The organism is Bacillus sp. ok061, assembly GCF_900108285.1.
GTDB classification, from domain to species: Bacteria; Bacillota; Bacilli; order Bacillales; family Bacillaceae_G; genus Bacillus_A; species Bacillus_A thuringiensis_S.
Genome location: NZ_FNUW01000004.1, coordinates 249401 through 269086 on the forward strand (window position 1 = coordinate 249401; position 19686 = coordinate 269086).

The window sequence follows — 19686 nt, forward strand, 5'->3', positions numbered from 1 at the left end:
CGCTCTAGTTAATAATGTTATTCACATTCATTTTCCTCTAGCTGGTCACGCATCACTTTCACACGCTGAAAGAAAAAGAACGATAAACTTAAAAATATAACGATGCTCCCCATCATAACAAAAAATTGGATTGTCTCTTTTGCTCCATTCGGAATCAAAAAGCCAACCATTAACAATGTACTTACAGCTAGAAGAATTTGTCCGAACCGAGTATAATCTTCTATTTTTCCTTGTAATTCTTTCATTATATTCTCACTCCTCTATTTCACTGTATCATATTCTATGAAACTGAAAGACCAGTAAATACAGCCATTCAGGGAGATGTTTTCCAACAAAAAAAGAGCCGCTTTACTGCGGCTCTTTCATAACCATTACTCACATTTATATGCTTCCATATAAATTTCTTTCAGCTCTGAAATAAGCGGTAACTTTGGATTAGCAGTTGTACATTGATCTTCAAAAGCTCTTTCTGCTAATACTCCAACAACCTCTTCAAATTGCTCTTTATCTACTCCTTGTCCTGCAATACTCATATTAATATTTAAGCTTTTTCCAAGCTCAATAATTGCTTGGACGAGTGATTCCACCCCTTCTGCTACCGAACTTGCTGGAAGCCCGAGCATTCTCGCTATATGTGCATAGCGTTCATCTGCCACAAAGTGCTCATATTTTGGGAACAATGCGTGTTTTCTTGGCTTAATAGCATTATAGCGGACTACGTGCGGCATTAGAATGGCATTTGCGCATCCGTGCGGAATATGGAATTCTGGTCCAATCTTATGTGCTAAGCTGTGATTAATACCGAGGAAAGCATTTGCAAATGCCATCCCTGCAATTGCAGAAGCGTTATGCATTTTTTCTCGTGCTTCTTCATCATTTCCATCTTTATATGCTCTTGGTAAATATTTGAATACGAGATCAATAGCTTTTAATGCTAATCCATCTGTATAGTCATTTGCCACAACAGAAACATACGCCTCAATTGCATGTGTTAAAACATCCATACCAGTATCTGCTGTTACATGTGGTGGTACTGTCATTACAAATTGTGGATCAACAATTGCTACATCTGGTGTTAATTCATAATCTGCGAGCGGATACTTTATATTATTTTTCTTATCTGTAATAACCGCAAATGGTGTCACTTCTGATCCTGTTCCTGATGTTGTTGGAATCGCAACAAACTGTGCCTTATTTCCTAATTCTGGGTATTTACATGTGCGTTTTCTTATATCTAAAAACTTCTGTTTAATGCCATAGAATGTTGTTTCTGGATACTCATAGAACAACCACATCCCTTTTGCTGCATCCATAGCTGAACCACCACCAAGTGCGATAATTACATCTGGCTGAAAGCTTCTCATCATTTCCGCACCTTTAAAGACAGTTTCATCTGATGGATCTGGTTCGACCTCATAGAAAACTTCAACTTTCACATCATTTGCATGCTTGCGTAAATAGTGCGCGACTGTATCGACATAGCCATGTTCAACCATTCCAGGATCCGTTACAATAAATGCGCGTGAAATGTTAGGCATATTTGCTAAATACGCTGTAGCATGTTTTTCAAAATAAATCTTTGGTGGCAATTTGAACCACTGCATATTCTTTTTTCTATCTGCCAGCCTTTTTATATTTAATAAATGAGTCGCCGTTACATTTTTGGAAACTGAATTCTTTCCGTATGAACCACAACCAAGTGTAAGTGACGGAATAAATCCGTTATATATATCCCCTATTCCACCTTGTGATGAAGGTGCATTTACAATGAGACGGCAAGCTTTCATACGTAATCCAAATTGCTTTTGCACTTCTTTATTTGTAGAATGAATAACCGCTGAATGTCCTAAACCGCCGAGGTCTAACATGTCTTCGCAATATGTAAGTCCTTCTTCTAATGAATTTGCCTTCACACAAGCTAATACTGGGCTCAGTTTCTCACGAGATAACGGATATGCTGCTCCGATACCTTGAATTTCAGCTACAAGCATTTTTGTATATTCAGGAACAGTAAGCCCAACTAATTCGGCAATATACTGTGCTGATTTCCCTACAATATCACTATTTACTGCACATGTATTTTCATTTATAACAAGCTTTTCTAATTTTTTTCTTTCTTCTTCTGTTACAAAGTAACAATTGTTTTCGATCATTTCTGTTTTAACATCATCATAGATTTCTTTATCGACAATGATTGCTTGTTCTGATGCACAAATCATACCGTTATCAAATGTTTTCGATAAAATCAAATCATTCACAGCTCGTTTTACATGTGCTGATTTTTCTATATAACACGGTACATTACCAGGACCAACGCCTAGCGCTGGTTTTCCAGTAGAGTAAGCTGATTTCACCATACCAGCGCCTCCAGTTGCTAGAACGAGCGCCACACCATCATGGTTCATTAATTGTTTTGTCGCTTCAACAGACGGTCTCTCAATCCATTGAATACAATGTTTTGGTGCACCAGCTTTCATTGCTGCATCATATACGGTTTTCGCTGCTGCAACAGAACAATTTTGTGCAGAAGGATGAAATGCGAAAATAATTGGATTTCTCGTTTTTATCGCAATTAACGCTTTAAACATTGTTGTCGACGTTGGATTCGTTACTGGCGTTACCCCAGCTACTACACCGACAGGTTCTGCAATTTCTATTATTTCTTCATGAGGGTCTTCGTGAATAATTCCTACCGTTTTATCTTGCTTTATACTATGCCAAATATATTCAGTGGCAAAAATATTTTTAATGCATTTGTCTTCATAGACACCACGGCCTGTTTCTTCAACAGCTAATTTTGCAAGCGGCATATGTTGATCAACACCCGCTAGTGCCATTTCATGAACAATGTTGTCAATCTGCTCTTGTGTAAAACTTTCTAATGCTTGTAAAGCTTGTTGACCGTTATTTACTAACGTATCAATCATCTCTTTTACCTCTTGCATTTCATTTACAACTTTCTCTTTGACTACCATGTAAATTTCCTCCTATTCTGTTATCACGGTCTTTATAAGTCCTTATAGGTCATAATAAGTCCCGATTAGCGAAAAAAAATAGAGTTACCGTCCTACATGAATCTCATTGTTTGTGAAATATTTCACAAGTTTATTTATGAATAACATTTCATGAATTCAATATACATGAATTCATTTCGTTTGTGTATGTCTAATTTGTGAAATATTTCACAAATTAACATAATAAAAATGCACTGCTCCACATTAGCAGTGCATTTTTATTATGCTAGCGCTTGTGCTAAATCTTCAATTAAATCTTCACCATCTTCAATACCGACAGAAATACGAATTAATGTATCTGTAATTCCTAATTCTTTACGGCGATCTGCTGGGATTGATGCATGTGTCATTTGAGATGGGATAGAAATTAAACTTTCTACTGCTCCTAGGCTTTCAGCAAGTGTAAAGTATTGCAGTTTCTCAAGTACTTTATTTAATGTTTCCTCACTATCTACATCAAACGAGATAATAGCACCAAATCCATTTGCTTGTTCTGTTGCTAATTCGTGGTTTTGATGTGATTCAAGACCTGGGTAATATACTTTATTTACTTTTGGATGATTATTTAAAAATTCAGCAATAGCGCGTGAATTCGTTTCATGTTCTTCCATACGAATTCCTAATGTTTTTAAACCGCGAAGTAGTAAGAAGCTATCTTGTGGTCCAAGAATACCTCCTGTTGAGTTTTGTACAAAGTGAAGGTCTTCTGCTAGTTGTGGGCTATTTACAACTACTAGACCTGCAACTACGTCACTATGACCTCCTAAATATTTCGTTGCACTATGAAGTACAATGTCTGCTCCTAAAGAAATCGGCGACTGCCAATATGGCGTCATGAATGTGTTATCAATAATTGTTAATAAATCTTTCTCTTTAGCAAGAGTAGATATTTTCTTAATATCAGTAATTTTTAGTAGTGGGTTCGTTGGTGTTTCCACATAAATTGCTTTCGTATTTGGACGAATCGCTTCTACAACTTCCTCTAAGTTTGTTGTATCTACAAATGTATGCTCAATACCGAAGCGGTTTAATACTTTCGTAATAACGCGGTACGTTCCGCCATAAACATCATCTGTTAAAATAACGTGGTCACCTTTTGAGAACAACATAATTGTTGCTGTAATAGCAGCCATTCCAGAACCAAATGCAAATCCAGCATGACCGTTTTCTAATACGGCAATCATTTCTTCTAAAGCTGCACGTGTTGGGTTACCTGTACGTGAATATTCATATCCTTGATGCTTACCAACTGCTTCTTGTTTGTACGTACTTGTTTGATAGATCGGTACGTTTACAGATCCAGTCGAAGGTTCTCCTATGCGAATACCATGAATTAACTTTGTCTTTGCTCTCATTTTTTATTCCCATCCTTTGTATATGTCTTTACTTAAATAGCGCTCACTGCTATCAGGAAAAATGGTTACAATATTTGTACCTGGCGCTGCCTTCTCTGCCTCAAGTAAGCTCGCATGAAATGCTGCTCCTGAAGAGCTTCCAACGAGAAGTCCTTCTTTTTGCGCTAATTCTTTCACTCGTAAAAATGCATTTCGATCAGAAATCGTATGAATTTCATCAAAATAAGATGTCTTCAAAAATGGCGGGATAAATTCAAGTCCAATTCCTTCGGTCTCATGTGAACCAGCCTTACCACCATTTAAAATAGATCCTTCTGGCTCTACGATAACTGTTTTAATATCTATATTTTTTTCTTTCAAATAAGATGCAGTCCCCATAAACGTACCGCCAGTTCCTGCTCCAGCAACAAATATGTTAATCTCTCCATTCAATGCGTCCCACAGTTCAGGACCTAATGTTTTAAAATATGCACGAGGATTTGCCTCATTTGCAAATTGACTTGGAGAGTATGAATTCGGTATTTCATTTACTAATTCTTTTGCTTTTGCAATTGCACCGGTCATTCCTTGCTCAGTCGGTGTATGCACGACCGTTGCACCTAGTGCTTTCATTAATTCTTGTTTTTCAATACTAAATTTCTCTGGTACACAAACAATAACACGTAAATCATGTTCTAATGCTGCAAGTGCCAGTCCAATACCAGTATTCCCAGCAGTCGGTTCAATAATTGTTCCACCCTGGGTAACAAGCCCTTTTTCTAGCGCATCTTCGATTAATTCTCTTCCTAAACGATCCTTAACGCTTCCGCCTGGGTTATAAAATTCAAGCTTTGCAAATAAGCGGACCCCTTTCGGAAGTGAAAAACGAGTAATTTCTACAATTGGTGTATGACCAATTAACTCATGAACTCCACGATATACATTCATCGTGTTCTCCCCCTTGTTTGCCAATAAAGAAAAGGCAACTGTATGTATTTTCTTTATATGAGACAGTTGCCTTTTTGTTACATTACTTTAACTCTTCTAACACTTTTACGATAAAGTTTGTAGAATGAAGAGCTGCTTGATCTAAAAACTGATCAAATGAAACATTGGATTCTTTACCAGCAATATCAGAAAGTGCGCGAATGATAACAAACGGAACTTCATATTGGTGGCATACTTGTGCAACAGCTGCTGCTTCCATTTCTACCGCATAAAGATTTTCAAATTTATCACGGATGGCTGCAACGCGGTTCGGATCACTCATAAATGAATCGCCTGTTGCAATCATACCTTTTACAACTTGAATATTTTCTTCAGCTTGCATACATTTCTCAGCTAATGCAACTAACGCCTCATCAGCTTTAAATCCAGGCGGCATTCCTGGTACTTGACCATATTCATAGTTAAATGCTGTTACATCTACGTCATGGTGACGAACTTCAGTCGAAATAACTACATCACCAACGTTTAGAGAATGATGGAATCCACCAGCTGAACCAGTATTAATTACTTTTTCAGGCTTATATTTTTCTAATAAAATTGTCGTTGACATCGCTGCGTTTACTTTACCAATACCAGACTTTAACAAGATTACTTCATGTCCTGCCAATAGTCCTTTCGTAAATTCACAACCTGCAACCGTTTCTGTTTCTGCTTGTTCTAATTTGTCACGTAAAATACGTACTTCTTCTTCCATTGCTCCAATTACAGCAATTCTCAATCTAATCCCTCTTTCTATTGCTTAGTTGCCTCCATTACCCAAACGAAATGATTTAATCTCGTGAACGTTACATGGAAGCCATTATTTTCAAAAATAGTCTGCATAACTGGAATACGTGTATAGTATTCCGTTTGCAAATCGTTTGCTAATTGATGGAAACCTCTTTGTTTTGCTGTTTCAACAGTTTTATCATATGCATCTTGATCTGCAAATATCGTATCAGCAAACACTATTTTACCACCTTTGTTTAGCAATTGACTATACTTCGCAATCGCTACATTTTTTTCATCATCTGTTAAATGATGAAATGCATAGGTGCTTACAATGGTATCAATTGAATTTGGGACTTCAAACGAAAGAAAATCACCTTCTGTAATCGAAAATTCTTTTGGCAATTTCTCTTTTGCAATCATACGCATTTCACGCGACGGTTCTATACCGTAAACTGTGCGGCCAGCAAGTAATAATTTATTTGTTAAATTACCTGTACCGACACCAAATTCTAATACATTACCAAATGACTTGTTAACTACATCCTCTAGAATGTTCTCATAATGGGCGAAAACTTCTTTATATTGTATATCTTCGCCTTGTACGAATGAGTCGTACGTATGAGCCCACTCATCAAATAAACCATTAAATTCTGTGCCCATAAAAATTCCCCTTTTTCTTATCGGTTTTATCAGTATGATATTCCCTCTTTCTAAAAATGTCAATTGAAATGTACATGGTATTTCCTTCTTTTCTTTGTTACACTATAGTTGATTACATAGGAGAGGGGCCGTCTTCATGTCATTTACCTTTGAAATGTTAGAAGATAAAGTAGAATTTTTTGAAGCGGGAGACTTAGCTTCTTTAGAACGAAAAATTAGTGAACAAATCGATAATAATAAAGCACTTATGCTTGAAGTTCATCACATCTCACATCAAATGGTTATGGATCCTGAAAGCAAAAGACCGTATTATAGCGCGGTTGTTCATTTTAAATTAAAGAAATTGCGTTAACTAAAAAAGAGAAGCTCCTAAGGAGCCTCTCTTTTTTAGTTTAGAGTTTGAACAAGTACTGGTTTCCAGCCCTCATTATCTACCCAATCAATATTTACGTAATATCTTTTTCCACTTTGCTTATCTTGAACGTCACCATAAGCTTTGCTCTTTCCAGTTTTGTCTCTTCCAACAAAATGGAATACTAATTGCTCCTTCGGTACTTCAATACCTGCAGCAATTGCATTTTGCATCTCATTCCAATCTGATGACCCCTGTTTAAACGTCATCGCTGGTGATGAACCTTGTTCTGTTCCTACAGCTTTCCAAGAAGGTTTTGTGTAAGCCTCTTTTGCCTTGGATACAGTTTTTTCAGCTGATACTTTCTCGTTAGCTTTCGCTTCTTCTTCAGCTTTTTTCTTTTCTTCCTCAGCCTTTAACTTCTCTTCTTCAGCTTTTTGCTTAGCTTCTGCTTGCTCTTGTTCTTTTTCTTTTTTCTTAGCAGATTCTTTATCTTCTGATTTTCCAGCTTTCTCATTCTTTGTTGTTTGTTGAGAGACTTTCTTATCAGTAGAAGATGCTTGCTCTTTCGTACTAGGAACGAACAATTGATATGCTACAATAGCTACTAATAGTAATACAATAGCGATTGCAATATTTAAAACACCGTTTTGACGACGTTTTTGTTGTTTCTGTTGGAATCTTGATCCTCCTGCCATTCTCCAAACCTCCATGCAGTTTTTCCTAATTGCTATTGTAACATTAAATCTAGAAAGGTTGAACATTTACAATGATATTTTCATGAAATGAAAACAATTCACTATAAATTGCAAGATTACTTTTCATTCTCCAATTGATAGATTTCTCTTACCATATCTTTAAAAATAGGTGTGACTTTATTCACTTTGTTATCAGTCTCTAGATCAACAACAACTAAAGCATATCTTGGATTCTCATACGGAAAGTAACCTGCAAACCAGCGATTCACCCTCGTCCCTTTCCCTGTTTGCGCTGTCCCGGATTTTCCAGCGACACTTAGCGGCAGCGAACGGAATGCCGTTCCTGTTCCTTTCTCCCTTGTTACAACGCCTCTTAATAACTCTTGTAATGTTTTCACTGTTTCATACGAAAGCTGTTTTCCATGTAACGTATGGTTCTCAAATGTAAAAAAATCCGCTCCATTTTTATATACTATTTTTTCAACAGCTTTCACTTCCATTTTTTCTCCATTCCTCGCAATCGTCGCCATCATATTTGCAATTGCTAGAGGTGATATACGTACATCTTTCTGTCCAATCGCTGTTTGCTCTGCCGCTTTTTTACTATTTTTGTTTTCTTCATTCCCCCAAATAGTAGTGCCTTTCTCTTCTGGCATTTGCTCAAAATGAGGTGTATGAAATACAGAACCTTTCCATCCAACCTTTTCATGTGCTCCTAAAGCTGCTACATATGTTTCTAGCACCGTCCTATCCTTTTGTAATAGCTCGTTACCTAACTCGGAAAATGCCCTGTTACAGCTCCTAGCAAAGCTCTCTTTGAAGTTAAGTGTACCCATCATAACTTGTGGGTCGTTTTCACCATATAAATCTTTATTACAATTAAATGTCCGATTAAACAAATTTACTTTTTGATCAATGACTGCAGCTGCAACTACTGTTTTAAAAACAGAGCCTGGAAAATGCGGCGTTAACATTTGATTTTCAAGTGTAGTCTTATATAAATTCTTATCTCTTACTTGTAAAGACGGCTTACTGACCATCGCTAATATTTCATTTGTCTTTACATCAAGTAATACTAATCCCCCCTTCTTTATTTCATTTGCTTCAATCACTTCTTCTGCTTTTTGCTGCAATCCTTTATGTAAAGTAGTTTGAATCCTAACTGGGTAAAATGGATTTCCTGGTGAAGTATATTTCGCTTGCTTTCCGAAAATTGGTTCTCCTTGCCGATCTACTTGATACAATACTTTTGCCTCTCCATCAGTCAATAAAAATTCATCAAATGATTGCTGTAACCCTGAAATACCTATCGGCGTTTGTTTTGAAATTTTTTTCACTTCTCCATATCGCTTTTGAAATTCTCTTTCGTTCTCCCCCACATCACCAATTAAATGATTTATCTCCCCAGTTTGTTTTAATCGCACTTCAGCTGCTACAATACCTAGTACATGTAATTGATTCACCTTCTCCATCTGCTCTCGTGTCACTCGAAATGGAGCAGTTTCCCCTTGCAGTATAAATGCATTTTTTTTATTTTTCATTTGTCTTCTGATCTCTTGTCTCGACACACCAATGATATGCGCGATTTTCTCTAACATGTCATTTTTTATTTGTAAAAATGGAAAAACAATTAAAACAGGATACTTTTCCTCACCTATTTCTTTACCATTACGATCTATAAACTGCCCACGTCCATCGTCTACTGCAATGGATTGCGTACGTTGCGTAACACTTTTTTCAATTAAATTTATTTTACGATTAGTAAATGATTCTGTATCTATAATTTGGATTTGAATTAAACGACAAAGCAATAAAAACATAATGCCCATAAAACAAATTAAAACAATTGTAATTCTCCGTTTTATTTTCATAAAAAAACACCTCGTCTATTATAGTTTGGACGGAGTGTTTCATCTTTTATACAAATAAAAAAATCACTCGTTTTTACACGAGTGATTTTTTTATTATTTTACAGAGACAATCTCTACTTGCATTTCTCCGCCTGGTGTTTGGATTGTTACTTTCTCACCAATTTGCTTACCTAATAAGCTTTTTGCGATTGGAGAATCGTTAGAAATTCTTCCTTCAAATGGGTCAGCTTCCGCGCTACCTACGATTGTGTACGCTTCTTCATCTCCGTTTGGTAATTCTTTAAATGTTACTGTTTTACCTAATGTAACAACAGTAGATACTTCGCCATTATCTTTAATGATAACTGCGTTACGAATCATATTTTCTAATTGTGTAATACGTCCTTCTACGAACGCTTGCTCATCTTTTGCTGCATCGTACTCAGAGTTCTCAGAAAGGTCCCCGAAGCTACGTGCGATTTTAATACGTTCTACTACTTCTTTACGTCTTACTGTTTTTAATTGCTCAAGTTCGTTCTCTAGTTTTTGCTTACCCTCTTGCGTCATAGGGTATGTTTTTTCTGTTGACATATTTTCCACTCCTTTTATATACCAATCCCCCGAAAAAAAGAGGAGTTCCATATGAAAACTCCTCCGCTTCCATTGTTAGCGGAGGTTTCTAGTACCCTTGCACTAGCGGAGTTGTCACATACAACCCCGTATTTCCAATTCTTCTTTATATAAAGAAGATATGTATGGAAAGTTGATATAAATATGCCCTCACCTATATATAGATGAGGTTGCATGTTTCATTGTATTCGATGGGAAGGGAAAAAATCCCTTCCTACCGTATATCTTTTACTATGCTATTACAAATTTACTTTTTGTTCAAGAATTGTTGCAATTTTTGTCACCATAATATCAATTGCAACATGGTTTTGTCCACCTTCAGGGATAATAATATCCGCAAATTTCTTAGAAGGCTCAATAAATTGATTGTGCATTGGACGTACAACACTTACGTACTGATCAATAACTGAATCCATCGTACGACCGCGCTCTTTAATATCACGCTGCATGCGGCGCAGAATACGAAGGTCAGCATCCGTATCAACGAATAATTTAATGTCCATTAACTCGCAAAGACGTGGGTCTTCTAAAATAAGAATTCCTTCTAAAATAATTACATCTTTCGGCTCAACTGGAATAATTTCTTCTGAACGTGTATGCAATGTATAGTCATATACAGGCTTATCAATTTGCTCATATGCAAGCAACTGCTGCAAATGTTCAATTAACAGATCATTATCAAACGCAAGCGGATGATCATAATTTGTTTTTAAACGCTCTTCCATTGGTAAATGGCTTTGATCTTTGTAATAATAATCTTGCTCTAAGATTAAAATAGAATGACCTTTAAAATGGTCAAAAATCGCTTTCGTTACACTCGTTTTACCTGATCCCGAACCACCAGCAATTCCAATTACAACAGGCTTATTCGTCCCCATTCGACTATCACTCTTTCTTATTGAAGTATGCTTTTGCGCATCATATTATTCACATACACTCGTTGATCCACTTTGAATTTCACGATTTGCAACGGATGTCTCGCTGCATCTAATTCGTTTCCATCCTCATCCCAAATTTTCTCCACCGTTTGCGTAAAGTTTTCTATTTCTGGTCCAAAGAACTCCACTTCATGTCCTGGTTTGAAATGATTACGTTGCTCAATCGTTACGATGCCCGTTTCTTCATTATAATCTAACACTAAACCAGCAAAATCATACGTTGTTTTCTTACTATGATTTCCAAACATTTGCTCTTGATGTCCTGGAACCCCTTCAAAGAATGCAGGAGCTGTATCACGATTTGCACATTTATCAAGCTCATCTAACCATTCTTGTTTAAACTCAAAGTTATCTGGATCCGCACAATAAGCATCAATTACTTTACGATATACAGTTGCTACAGTCGCTACGTAATGGATTGATTTCATACGTCCTTCTACCTTTAAGCTATCGATTCCAATTTCAATCATTTTCGGAATTGATAAAATTAAATTTAAATCTTTTGGACTCATCGCAAAGTGAGCATCTTCTTCTTGGAATAGAGGAAGCTCTTTTGCATCTTTATGTTGTGATACTGTTTGAACTAAATCATAATCCCAGCGGCAAGATTGGCAACAACCGCCACGATTAGAGTCACGCGCTGTCATATGGTTACTTAATGTACATCTTCCTGAATATGCGATACACATTGCACCATGGACGAATGCTTCAATTTCAATATCCACTTTTTCTTTAATTTCTTTCATTTCTTCATAGCTTGCTTCACGAGCTAATACAAGACGATGTAAACCCTCTTCTTTCCAATACTGTGCTGCTTTCCAGTTGGATAGTGATTGCTGTGTGCTTAAATGCACCTCAACAGAAGGCGCTACACGTTTACAAGTCTCAATGATAAGCGGATCAGCAACGATAATTCCCGTTACGCCAGCTTTTTCAATCCCTTTTAAATATTCCTCTAGCCCGTCCATATTTTCATTATGTGCAAAGATATTTGTTGTTACGTATATTTTTGCTCCATACTTCTTTGCAAACTCAACGCCTTCTGCCATTTCTTCTAGCGTAAAATTACCTGCATTCGAACGAAGACCAAATTCTTGTCCACCTAAATATACAGCATCTGCCCCGTAATGGATAGCTACTTTTAATTTTTCTAAGTTACCCGCAGGGATTAACAGTTCAGGTTTCTTCACAATAACACGTTTGCCATCGATCACTCGTGAAATTTCTTGTACAGTCATTTCCTACACCCTCCTCGTTTAGTAAACCGTTTCTTTAAAGAAGAATCCTGTATCTAACGGACGATTTACTGGTTGCATTTCTTCTATTTCTTTATATAAATCATCTTTCACGTCATAATATGCATCACGATTTTCTACGCATAAATCAATCGCTTGACGATATTTCTTCGTTACTTCAATAATGTATTCAGAGCTTTTTAGTACACCTTCGATTTTTAAGCTATCAACTTCAGCTTCGATTAGTTCCTCTAATTCATCGATGAAACAAATATCGTTCGGACTCATAATGTGAGTACCATTTTCATCTTCATAAATTGGATATTTATTGTTACGCTCTGGATCATATAAGAACATATTCTCTTCATATTTTTTCTTTTCAATGTCAAGATTACGTCCTTGATACTCAAAGTAGTTTCCTACTAATGAACGCTTCGATTGGAACATACAAGTCATACCGTGAATTTGTACTTCTAGTTCCACTTCAGCATTTTCTTTTAAATCAACAATTTCATCTAAGCTCAGCTCACGAGCTAATACAGCGCGCTTCGCTCCTCTTTGTCCCCAGTAATTACAAGTGAACCAGTTTGTTGCTGTCGTTTCTGTATTCCAGTGCAACTGCATATTTGGCGCTACTTCGCGAACAGCCATTAATACTGCTGGATCTCCGAAAACAATTGCATCTACATTTACTTCATTTAAAAATGAAACGTAATCTGTTAATTCTTCTACCTTATCGTTGTGGAACATAGCGTTCATGGCTACGTATACTTTCACACCATTTTCATGTGCAATCTTCACAGTTTGTTTTACATCTTCACGTGAAAACTCCCCTGCTAAACGTAAACCAAACTTTTGCTCACCGATCATTACCGCATCTGCTCCTGCTTTCGCAAGAAGTTCGATATCCGCCACCGCTCTTGGCGTTACTAACAATTCAGGTTTCTTCATACCTTGGTCACCCTCTCTTTTTACTAACAGCTACTCCATCACCAATTGGGAAAATCGTTGTATCGTATCCTTCATGGTTCATAAGCCACTCATTGTACGTCTTAATACGACGGATTAAACCACGTGTACGTCTGTTTTCAATTTTTTCTTTTGTCGTTACAAGACCATGGTACATAACATTATCTGAAATAATTACGCCACCAGGATTTAATAACGGTTCATATAAGTCAAAAAAGCGACGATACTGTCCTTTTGCTGCATCAATAAAAATAACGTCAAATGTCCCGTGTTCTTTTACTTGTTCACCTGTCTCTAACGCATCACCGTAAATAACTGAAATACGATCTGTTACTGGGGAACGTTCTATATATTCAAGTGCTTTTTCATATCGCTCACGATTGCGCTCAACTGTCACAATACGTGAATTTGGAATAGCTTGCATCATACGAATACTAGAATAACCGATTGCTGTTCCAAGTTCTAAAATGCTTTTCGGTCCAATTAAACGTAAAAATTGCAGCATAAATTCCATTCCAAGTCGATCCATAATCGGCACATGATTTTCTGTTGCATATTCTTCCATTTCAAGAATTAATTTATCTTTCGGATCAATAAATGATAATAGGTACTCGTTAACTGCATCCTCCATAAATGGTCCTCCTTATTTACATGGAGAAGTGCCTCTATGACGTCTTTTCCCACATAGAATGCAATAAAAATACAAGCCAGTTTTACCCTTAGCTTGTACGTCCCGTTTTGATATTAAAAACGATTCTTCTGCCAGTTTTTAACCCGATATATTTTACCACAAAAAAGAGGGATGTGCGACTTTTTTCGCTATCCCTCCCCATTTCACTGTTTTTTCGTAATGTATTTTTGCTTTAATGCATTATGCTCTTCTAATGTTTTGGCATAGTACACTTCACCACTTGGTGCAGCTAAGAAATAATAATAATCTGTTTGCACAGGTTCTAACGCAGCTTCCACTGAATGTTTACCAGAGTTTGCGATCGGCCCTACCGGCAATCCTTTTACAACATACGTATTGTACGGTGAGTTTACCTTTAAATCTTCGTATAATACACGTTGTTTATGCTTTCCAAGTGCATATAATACTGTTGGATCCGTTTGAAGCGGCATACCTTTCGCTAAACGATTATAAAAGACACTAGAGATCTTTTGACGATCTGTAAAACCAGTTGCCTCTTCTTCAATAAGTGAAGATAATGTTAAAAGCTGATGAACATCCCAGTTCTTCGCTTTCATTTTTGCCTCATTTTGAACAATGATTGCATTTGTTTTCTCAAGCATCGGAATTACGATTTCTTCTAACGTCGTATCTTTCTTATAAAATGAATACGTCGCAGGATATAAATAACCTTCTAATGGGTATTTAATATTACTATCAAAGATTTTATCCGTTAATAACTTCGGATACTTTTGCTGCATTTTTTGAATAAATGCTTTATCGTTTAATTGACGCGTAACATCATCTTTATTCCACTTTAGTTCTGCCGCAATCGTTTCTGCAATTTCAGTTACTTGGGCTCCTTCTTTGATCGTCACTTTATAAAGAGCTGGACGATGCACGTTGCCAGATGACATTTGTTCGATAACATCTTTAGCATTCATCGAAGGATTTAATAAATATGTACCTGCTTGTAAACTTTTCGATTTAGCCTTTGTATAAAAACTAAAAACTGTACCGTTTTTCACAGCGCCTTTTTCTTCTAAAATTTCTCCAATTTTACTTGTAGATGATCCTTTCGGAATTTCTACTTCAATCTCTTTTTTATTCCCGCTATCAACTGGTCCTAATGCGGATGAAATATACGCATAGACTGAACCACAAACTAAAAGCAGTGCAATAATCGAAAATAAAAAGATGCGTCTACGCTTCTTTTTCACTTGATTCTCTATCAAAACTCTTCCTCCTTATTCAATTGTAGACCATATGTATATGTTTCTATACAGCATGATGGAAAGCCACAACAAATTCGCCTATCTTTTTTAGTATCCATTTTATTTTTCTACAATCCGTCTCATTATACTACAAAGGATTACACAGTTTCGACAAAAAATCTTTCATTTTACATATAAATACAAAAAAAGATGGACTGTATGTCGTCCATCTTTTCAGTACTTATTATTCAGCTTCTTGCTCATCAGCAAGAGTGTTGAACATTTCTTGTACCATTTCCCACTCTTCTTCAGATTCGATTGGAAGTAAACTTCCGCCCTCTTCTTCATTTTGCTCATAAGCCATTGCATCATAAATTGGGTCTCCATCTTCGTCTACTTCACCGATTGGAGAGAAGACTACGTATGATTTTTTACCAAATTTTTCAGCATCAAAAGTGAAAATAATTTCACATAAATGTTCGTTACCTTTTTCGTCTACAATTGTAATTTGATTTTCTTCCATTTTGGTCACCTCTTATTTACTATCTAAAAATCCTTGTAAGATTACGACTGCAGCCATCTTATCGATTACTTGTTTTCGCTTCTTACGGCTTACATCCGCTGAAATGAGTAGACGTTCCGCTGCCATCGTCGACAAACGCTCGTCCCACATTACAACGTCTAATTGTAACAGCTCTCGTAGGTTTTCTGCAAATTGTTGGCACGCTTCACCACGTGGGCCAATTGTACCATTCATATTTTTAGGTAAACCTACTACTATTTTGTCCACATTGTACTGCTTTACTAACTCAGAAATACGATCAAAACCAAAGTGACCTCGTTCTTCGTTAATCTTAATTGTTTCTAATCCTTGTGCTGTCCAGCCCATTTCGTCGCTCATTGCAACTCCGACTGTTTTTGTACCTACATCTAAACCTAATATCCGCATAAACTACTCCTCACGATGATGTTTCAAGTAAGACTTCACAAGCTCTTCAATGATTTCATCACGTTCAAGCTTACGAACGATGCTTCGTGCATCTTTATGGCGAGGTATGTATGCTGGGTCTCCACTTAATAAATAACCGACGATTTGGTTAATCGGATTATAGCCTTTTTCTTGAAGTGCATCATACACAGTTAAAAGTACATCATTTACATGGACACTCTGTTTTTCATCTTGAATGCTAAACTTCATTGTTTTATCAAAACCGTCCATTTCAAGCACCTCACTTATATAGTAAGTATAGGGAGAAGAACTTCTCCTCTCCCTACCATTGTACACTACTATCTCTTTATTTTGAAACAGATTTAACGTACTCTTGTACAAATGCTAAAGCTTCTTCGACTTGAGCCGGGTTTTTACCGCCTGCTTGTGCCATATCAGGACGGCCACCACCGCCACCGCCGCAACGAGAAGCTACTTCTTTCACAAGTTTACCAGCATGGTAACCTTGGCTAATTAAGTCTTTCGTTACACCTGCTAGGATGTTTACTTTATCGTCATTAACAGATGCTAATACAACAACTGCTGACTCTAATTTATTTTTTAGATCATCCATCATCGTACGTAAGTTGTTCATATCTGCAACATTTACTTTCGCTGCTAATACATTCACACCATCAACTGTCATTACAGAATCAGTTAAGTTTCCAGCTTCGATATTGCTTAATTTCGCAGCAAGAGATTCGTTTTCTTTTTGAAGTTGTTTCACTTCAGCAAATAGACCATCAACTCTTGTTAAAATATCTTTCGGATTTGTTTTCATTTTTCCTGCTGCTTCTTTTAATAAACCTACTTGATCGTTCATTAATTCGTATGCAGACTTACCAGTTACCGCCTCAATACGACGAGTTCCTGCACCGATACCAGACTCAGCAACGATTTTGAAAATACCGATAGAAGCTGTATTATCAACGTGACAACCACCGCAAAGCTCTAAGCTGTAATCGCCAACTTGTACAACGCGTACAACATCTCCGTATTTTTCACCGAATAATGCCATTGCGCCCATTTCTTTTGCTTCTCCGATTGATTTTTGAGAAATCTCAACGTTAATACTTTCCCAAATTTTCTCGTTTACCATACGCTCAATTTTTTCTAATTCGTCAGCTTGCACTTGACCGAAGTGAGAGAAGTCAAAGCGTAGACGTTCAGAAGTTACAAGAGAACCTGCTTGATTAACATGCGTTCCAAGTACGTCTTTTAATGCTTGGTGTAGTAAGTGAGTTGCTGTATGATTTTTCACAACGCTACTACGGTTTTTCGTATCGATAACAGCTTTCACAGCTGCATCTTTCGTTAACGTGCCTTCTTCCACAGCTACTTTGTGTAAATTTTGACCATTTGGTGCTTTTTGTACGTCTTTTACAAGAACTTTCACGCCGTCAGCAAGAAGGTAACCACGGTCTGCAATTTGTCCACCGCTCTCAGCATAGAATGGTGTTACATCAAGCATTAATTGTCCTTCTTCACCAGCTTGTAAGCTGTCTGTGTATTCACCGTTTTTCACAAGTGCAACAACGTTACTTTCTGTTGCAACTGTACCGTAACCAACGAACTCACTCGCTACTTTAACTTCTCCAAGTACACCGCCTTGAACTTGCATTGAGTCAACGTCTTGACGAGCAGCACGTGCACGCTCACGTTGTTTTTCCATTTCATTTTCGAAGCCTTCTTGGTCAACTGTCATACCAGCTTCTTCTGCATATTCTTCTGTTAATTCGATTGGGAAACCGTATGTGTCATATAGACGGAACGCATCTACTCCAGAAATAACAGTTGTTTTTTCTTCTTTTGCTTTTGCAATAACTTCAGCTAAAATTGCTTCACCATCATGAAGTGTTTCATGGAAACGCTCTTCTTCGTTTTTCACAACTTTCGCAATGAAATCTTTCTTTTCAAGTACTTCTGGATAGAAGTCTTTCATTACTTCTCCAACAACCGGTACCAATTCAAACATGAATGGACGGTTAATGTTTAATTTCTTCGAATAACGAACAGCGCGGCGTAATAAACGACGTAATACATAACCACGACCTTCGTTAGATGGAAGAGCACCGTCACCAACAGCGAATGTTACTGTACGGATATGGTCAGCAATTACTTTAAATGCCATATCTTTTTCTAAATCGCCATTACGATATTTCTCACCAGAAATTGATTCTGTTGCACCAATCATCGGCATGAATAAGTCTGTATCAAAGTTCGTAGGCACATCTTGAACGATAGATGTCATACGCTCTAGACCCATCCCTGTATCAATGTTTTTCTTAGGAAGTGGTGTATATGAACCGTCTGGATTATGGTTAAATTGAGAGAATACAAGGTTCCATACTTCTAAGTAACGCTCGTTTTCTCCACCTGGATATAATTCTGGGTCACTAAAGTCATTACCGTAAGCTTCCCCGCGGTCATAGAAAATCTCTGTATTCGGTCCACTTGGTCCTTCACCAATATCCCAGAAGTTTTCTTCTAAACGGATAATACGCTCTTTTGGAACGCCCATTTTCTCATTCCAAATTGTGAATGCTTCTTCATCTTCTGGATGGATTGTAACTGATAGTAATTCTTTATCGAATCCAATCCATTTGTCGCTCGTTAAGAATTCCCAAGCCCACGTAATTGCTTCTTCTTTGAAGTAATCACCAATTGAGAAGTTTCCTAACATTTCAAAGAATGTATGGTGACGAGCTGTTTTCCCTACGTTTTCAATATCGTTTGTACGAATTGATTTTTGAGCATTTGTAATACGTGGATTTTGCGGGATTACACGTCCATCAAAATATTTTTTTAATGTAGCTACACCACTATTAATCCATAGAAGAGATGGATCTTCATGTGGAACTAGTGATGCACTAGGTTCTACTGCATGTCCTTTTTCTTGGAAAAAGTCTAAAAACATTTGACGAATTTGTGCGCCTGTTAGTTGTTTCATTGTATTTTCCTCCTTAAATATAAAAAACTCCCGTCCCTATAAAAGGGACGAGAGTTAACTCGCGATACCACCCTAATTATGAATTGATTACAAGAACAATCAATTCATCACCTCATGGTGCCGTAACGTGGCAAGACGGCAGTGATTAGCTGCTCTCAGGATTAGCTTTCTGTTACCCTTCATTTAAAGCTTCTTTCAGCCATATGGAAGCTTCTCTCTATAAATGGACTGTAACGTACTTGTTCCGTCATTGATTTAATGTATTATATGACTAAATATAATAGAATTCTCTTAAGTTTGTCAATGTAGATAATCATTTATATTGTATTAATTGCTTATTAATCATAAGTATTCTACTATTCATTCTTAACAGCCTTTTCATATATTATGCGTTTATTAACAAATCGGAATCTCCTTATAAGAATAATTTCTAAAAATTTCTAAATATTACTTTTTTTGCTATAA

19 protein-coding genes and 1 other annotated feature are annotated in these 19686 nt (G+C 36.9%); of the genes, 1 reads left to right on the forward strand and 18 read right to left on the reverse strand.

Annotated features, from left to right (window positions below; translation table 11 throughout):
* Positions 1-17: 17 nt before the first annotated feature.
* From C4S65_RS08270 to C4S65_RS08295, 6 genes are all read right to left on the reverse strand, one after another.
* Positions 18-245: a YrhC family protein gene (locus tag C4S65_RS08270; RefSeq protein ID WP_000661453.1), complete on the reverse strand. Its 228-nt coding sequence runs from the start codon at positions 243-245 to the stop codon at positions 18-20.
* A 126-nt stretch (positions 246-371) separates the two neighbouring features.
* Positions 372-2975 (reverse strand): bifunctional acetaldehyde-CoA/alcohol dehydrogenase, encoded by a 2604-nt coding sequence (gene adhE / locus C4S65_RS08275; RefSeq protein ID WP_103945181.1) that lies wholly within the window; start codon positions 2973-2975, stop codon positions 372-374.
* Between the two features lie 260 nt (positions 2976-3235).
* Positions 3236-4369 (reverse strand): bifunctional cystathionine gamma-lyase/homocysteine desulfhydrase, encoded by a 1134-nt coding sequence (locus tag C4S65_RS08280; protein ID WP_001201921.1) that lies wholly within the window; start codon positions 4367-4369, stop codon positions 3236-3238.
* Between the two features lie 3 nt (positions 4370-4372).
* Complete coding sequence (locus C4S65_RS08285; protein ID WP_001103877.1) at positions 4373-5296, reverse strand: O-acetylserine dependent cystathionine beta-synthase; 924 nt, start codon at positions 5294-5296, stop codon at positions 4373-4375.
* Positions 5297-5378: 82 nt separating this feature from the next.
* Positions 5379-6074, reverse strand: a complete 696-nt coding sequence (mtnN, locus tag C4S65_RS08290; protein ID WP_001217025.1) for a 5'-methylthioadenosine/S-adenosylhomocysteine nucleosidase — start codon at positions 6072-6074, stop codon at positions 5379-5381.
* A gap of 14 nt (positions 6075-6088) precedes the next feature.
* Positions 6089-6727, reverse strand: coding sequence for a class I SAM-dependent methyltransferase (locus C4S65_RS08295; protein ID WP_000536331.1), 639 nt, complete (start codon positions 6725-6727; stop codon positions 6089-6091).
* Positions 6728-6863: 136 nt separating this feature from the next.
* Here C4S65_RS08295 and C4S65_RS08300 point away from each other — a divergent pair, with 136 nt between their 5' ends.
* A complete protein-coding gene (locus tag C4S65_RS08300; RefSeq protein ID WP_000010984.1) occupies positions 6864-7079 on the forward strand; it encodes a YrzA family protein in 216 nt (71 codons plus the stop codon).
* Between the two features lie 35 nt (positions 7080-7114).
* Here C4S65_RS08300 and C4S65_RS08305 read toward each other — a convergent pair whose 3' ends face one another.
* From C4S65_RS08305 to alaS, 12 genes are all read right to left on the reverse strand, one after another.
* Positions 7115-7777 (reverse strand): YrrS family protein, encoded by a 663-nt coding sequence (locus tag C4S65_RS08305; protein WP_000897100.1) that lies wholly within the window; start codon positions 7775-7777, stop codon positions 7115-7117.
* A 116-nt stretch (positions 7778-7893) separates the two neighbouring features.
* Positions 7894-9648 carry a penicillin-binding transpeptidase domain-containing protein gene (locus C4S65_RS08310; RefSeq protein ID WP_086407253.1) on the reverse strand — a complete coding sequence of 585 codons (1755 nt, stop codon included), beginning with the start codon at positions 9646-9648 and terminating at the stop codon, positions 7894-7896.
* A gap of 93 nt (positions 9649-9741) precedes the next feature.
* Positions 9742-10218, reverse strand: a complete 477-nt coding sequence (gene greA / locus C4S65_RS08315; RefSeq protein WP_014894880.1) for a transcription elongation factor GreA — start codon at positions 10216-10218, stop codon at positions 9742-9744.
* A gap of 278 nt (positions 10219-10496) precedes the next feature.
* The gene (gene udk, locus C4S65_RS08320) at positions 10497-11135 is read right to left on the reverse strand and encodes a uridine kinase (protein WP_000537079.1); all 639 of its coding nucleotides are present in this window, start codon (positions 11133-11135) and stop codon (positions 10497-10499) included.
* Between the two features lie 17 nt (positions 11136-11152).
* The gene (locus tag C4S65_RS08325) at positions 11153-12433 is read right to left on the reverse strand and encodes a U32 family peptidase (RefSeq protein WP_000217970.1); all 1281 of its coding nucleotides are present in this window, start codon (positions 12431-12433) and stop codon (positions 11153-11155) included.
* 18 nt (positions 12434-12451) lie between these two features.
* Positions 12452-13381: a peptidase U32 family protein gene (locus tag C4S65_RS08330; protein ID WP_000742794.1), complete on the reverse strand. Its 930-nt coding sequence runs from the start codon at positions 13379-13381 to the stop codon at positions 12452-12454.
* Between the two features lie 7 nt (positions 13382-13388).
* A complete protein-coding gene (locus tag C4S65_RS08335; protein ID WP_000389102.1) occupies positions 13389-14030 on the reverse strand; it encodes an O-methyltransferase in 642 nt (213 codons plus the stop codon).
* Positions 14031-14233: 203 nt separating this feature from the next.
* Complete coding sequence (mltG, locus tag C4S65_RS08340; RefSeq protein WP_000572140.1) at positions 14234-15304, reverse strand: endolytic transglycosylase MltG; 1071 nt, start codon at positions 15302-15304, stop codon at positions 14234-14236.
* Positions 15305-15527: 223 nt separating this feature from the next.
* Complete coding sequence (locus C4S65_RS08345) at positions 15528-15806, reverse strand: DUF1292 domain-containing protein (RefSeq protein ID WP_000392245.1); 279 nt, start codon at positions 15804-15806, stop codon at positions 15528-15530.
* Positions 15807-15818: 12 nt separating this feature from the next.
* Positions 15819-16232 carry a Holliday junction resolvase RuvX gene (gene ruvX, locus C4S65_RS08350; RefSeq protein WP_001221202.1) on the reverse strand — a complete coding sequence of 138 codons (414 nt, stop codon included), beginning with the start codon at positions 16230-16232 and terminating at the stop codon, positions 15819-15821.
* 3 nt (positions 16233-16235) lie between these two features.
* A complete protein-coding gene (locus C4S65_RS08355; protein ID WP_000348591.1) occupies positions 16236-16502 on the reverse strand; it encodes an IreB family regulatory phosphoprotein in 267 nt (88 codons plus the stop codon).
* Positions 16503-16578: 76 nt separating this feature from the next.
* Positions 16579-19221 (reverse strand): alanine--tRNA ligase, encoded by a 2643-nt coding sequence (gene alaS / locus C4S65_RS08360; protein ID WP_000811810.1) that lies wholly within the window; start codon positions 19219-19221, stop codon positions 16579-16581.
* Positions 19222-19261: 40 nt separating this feature from the next.
* Positions 19262-19481: a binding site (T-box leader), on the reverse strand.
* Positions 19482-19686 lie beyond the last annotated feature (205 nt).

Bases quoted from the DNA above. Each gene is read 5' to 3' on its own strand.
- adhE (WP_103945181.1), bottom strand. From the start codon at position 2,975: ATGGTAGTCAAAGAGAAAGTTGTAAATGAAATGCAAGAGGTAAAAGAG.
- C4S65_RS08300 (WP_000010984.1), top strand. From the start codon at position 6,864: ATGTCATTTACCTTTGAAATGTTAGAAGATAAAGTAGAATTTTTTGAA.
- C4S65_RS08270 (WP_000661453.1), bottom strand. From the start codon at position 245: ATGAAAGAATTACAAGGAAAAATAGAAGATTATACTCGGTTCGGACAA.
- ruvX (WP_001221202.1), bottom strand. From the start codon at position 16,232: ATGCGGATATTAGGTTTAGATGTAGGTACAAAAACAGTCGGAGTTGCA.
- C4S65_RS08310 (WP_086407253.1), bottom strand. From the start codon at position 9,648: ATGAAAATAAAACGGAGAATTACAATTGTTTTAATTTGTTTTATGGGC.
- C4S65_RS08330 (WP_000742794.1), bottom strand. From the start codon at position 13,381: ATGAAGAAACCTGAATTGTTAGTAACGCCAAGAGCGGTGGCGGATATC.
- alaS (WP_000811810.1), bottom strand. From the start codon at position 19,221: ATGAAACAACTAACAGGCGCACAAATTCGTCAAATGTTTTTAGACTTT.
- C4S65_RS08325 (WP_000217970.1), bottom strand. From the start codon at position 12,433: ATGACTGTACAAGAAATTTCACGAGTGATCGATGGCAAACGTGTTATT.
- C4S65_RS08285 (WP_001103877.1), bottom strand. From the start codon at position 5,296: ATGAATGTATATCGTGGAGTTCATGAGTTAATTGGTCATACACCAATT.
- C4S65_RS08295 (WP_000536331.1), bottom strand. From the start codon at position 6,727: ATGGGCACAGAATTTAATGGTTTATTTGATGAGTGGGCTCATACGTAC.
- C4S65_RS08335 (WP_000389102.1), bottom strand. From the start codon at position 14,030: ATGGAGGATGCAGTTAACGAGTACCTATTATCATTTATTGATCCGAAA.
- udk (WP_000537079.1), bottom strand. From the start codon at position 11,135: ATGGGGACGAATAAGCCTGTTGTAATTGGAATTGCTGGTGGTTCGGGA.
- C4S65_RS08345 (WP_000392245.1), bottom strand. From the start codon at position 15,806: ATGGAAGAAAATCAAATTACAATTGTAGACGAAAAAGGTAACGAACAT.
- C4S65_RS08280 (WP_001201921.1), bottom strand. From the start codon at position 4,369: ATGAGAGCAAAGACAAAGTTAATTCATGGTATTCGCATAGGAGAACCT.
- C4S65_RS08355 (WP_000348591.1), bottom strand. From the start codon at position 16,502: ATGGACGGTTTTGATAAAACAATGAAGTTTAGCATTCAAGATGAAAAA.
- greA (WP_014894880.1), bottom strand. From the start codon at position 10,218: ATGTCAACAGAAAAAACATACCCTATGACGCAAGAGGGTAAGCAAAAA.
- C4S65_RS08305 (WP_000897100.1), bottom strand. From the start codon at position 7,777: ATGGCAGGAGGATCAAGATTCCAACAGAAACAACAAAAACGTCGTCAA.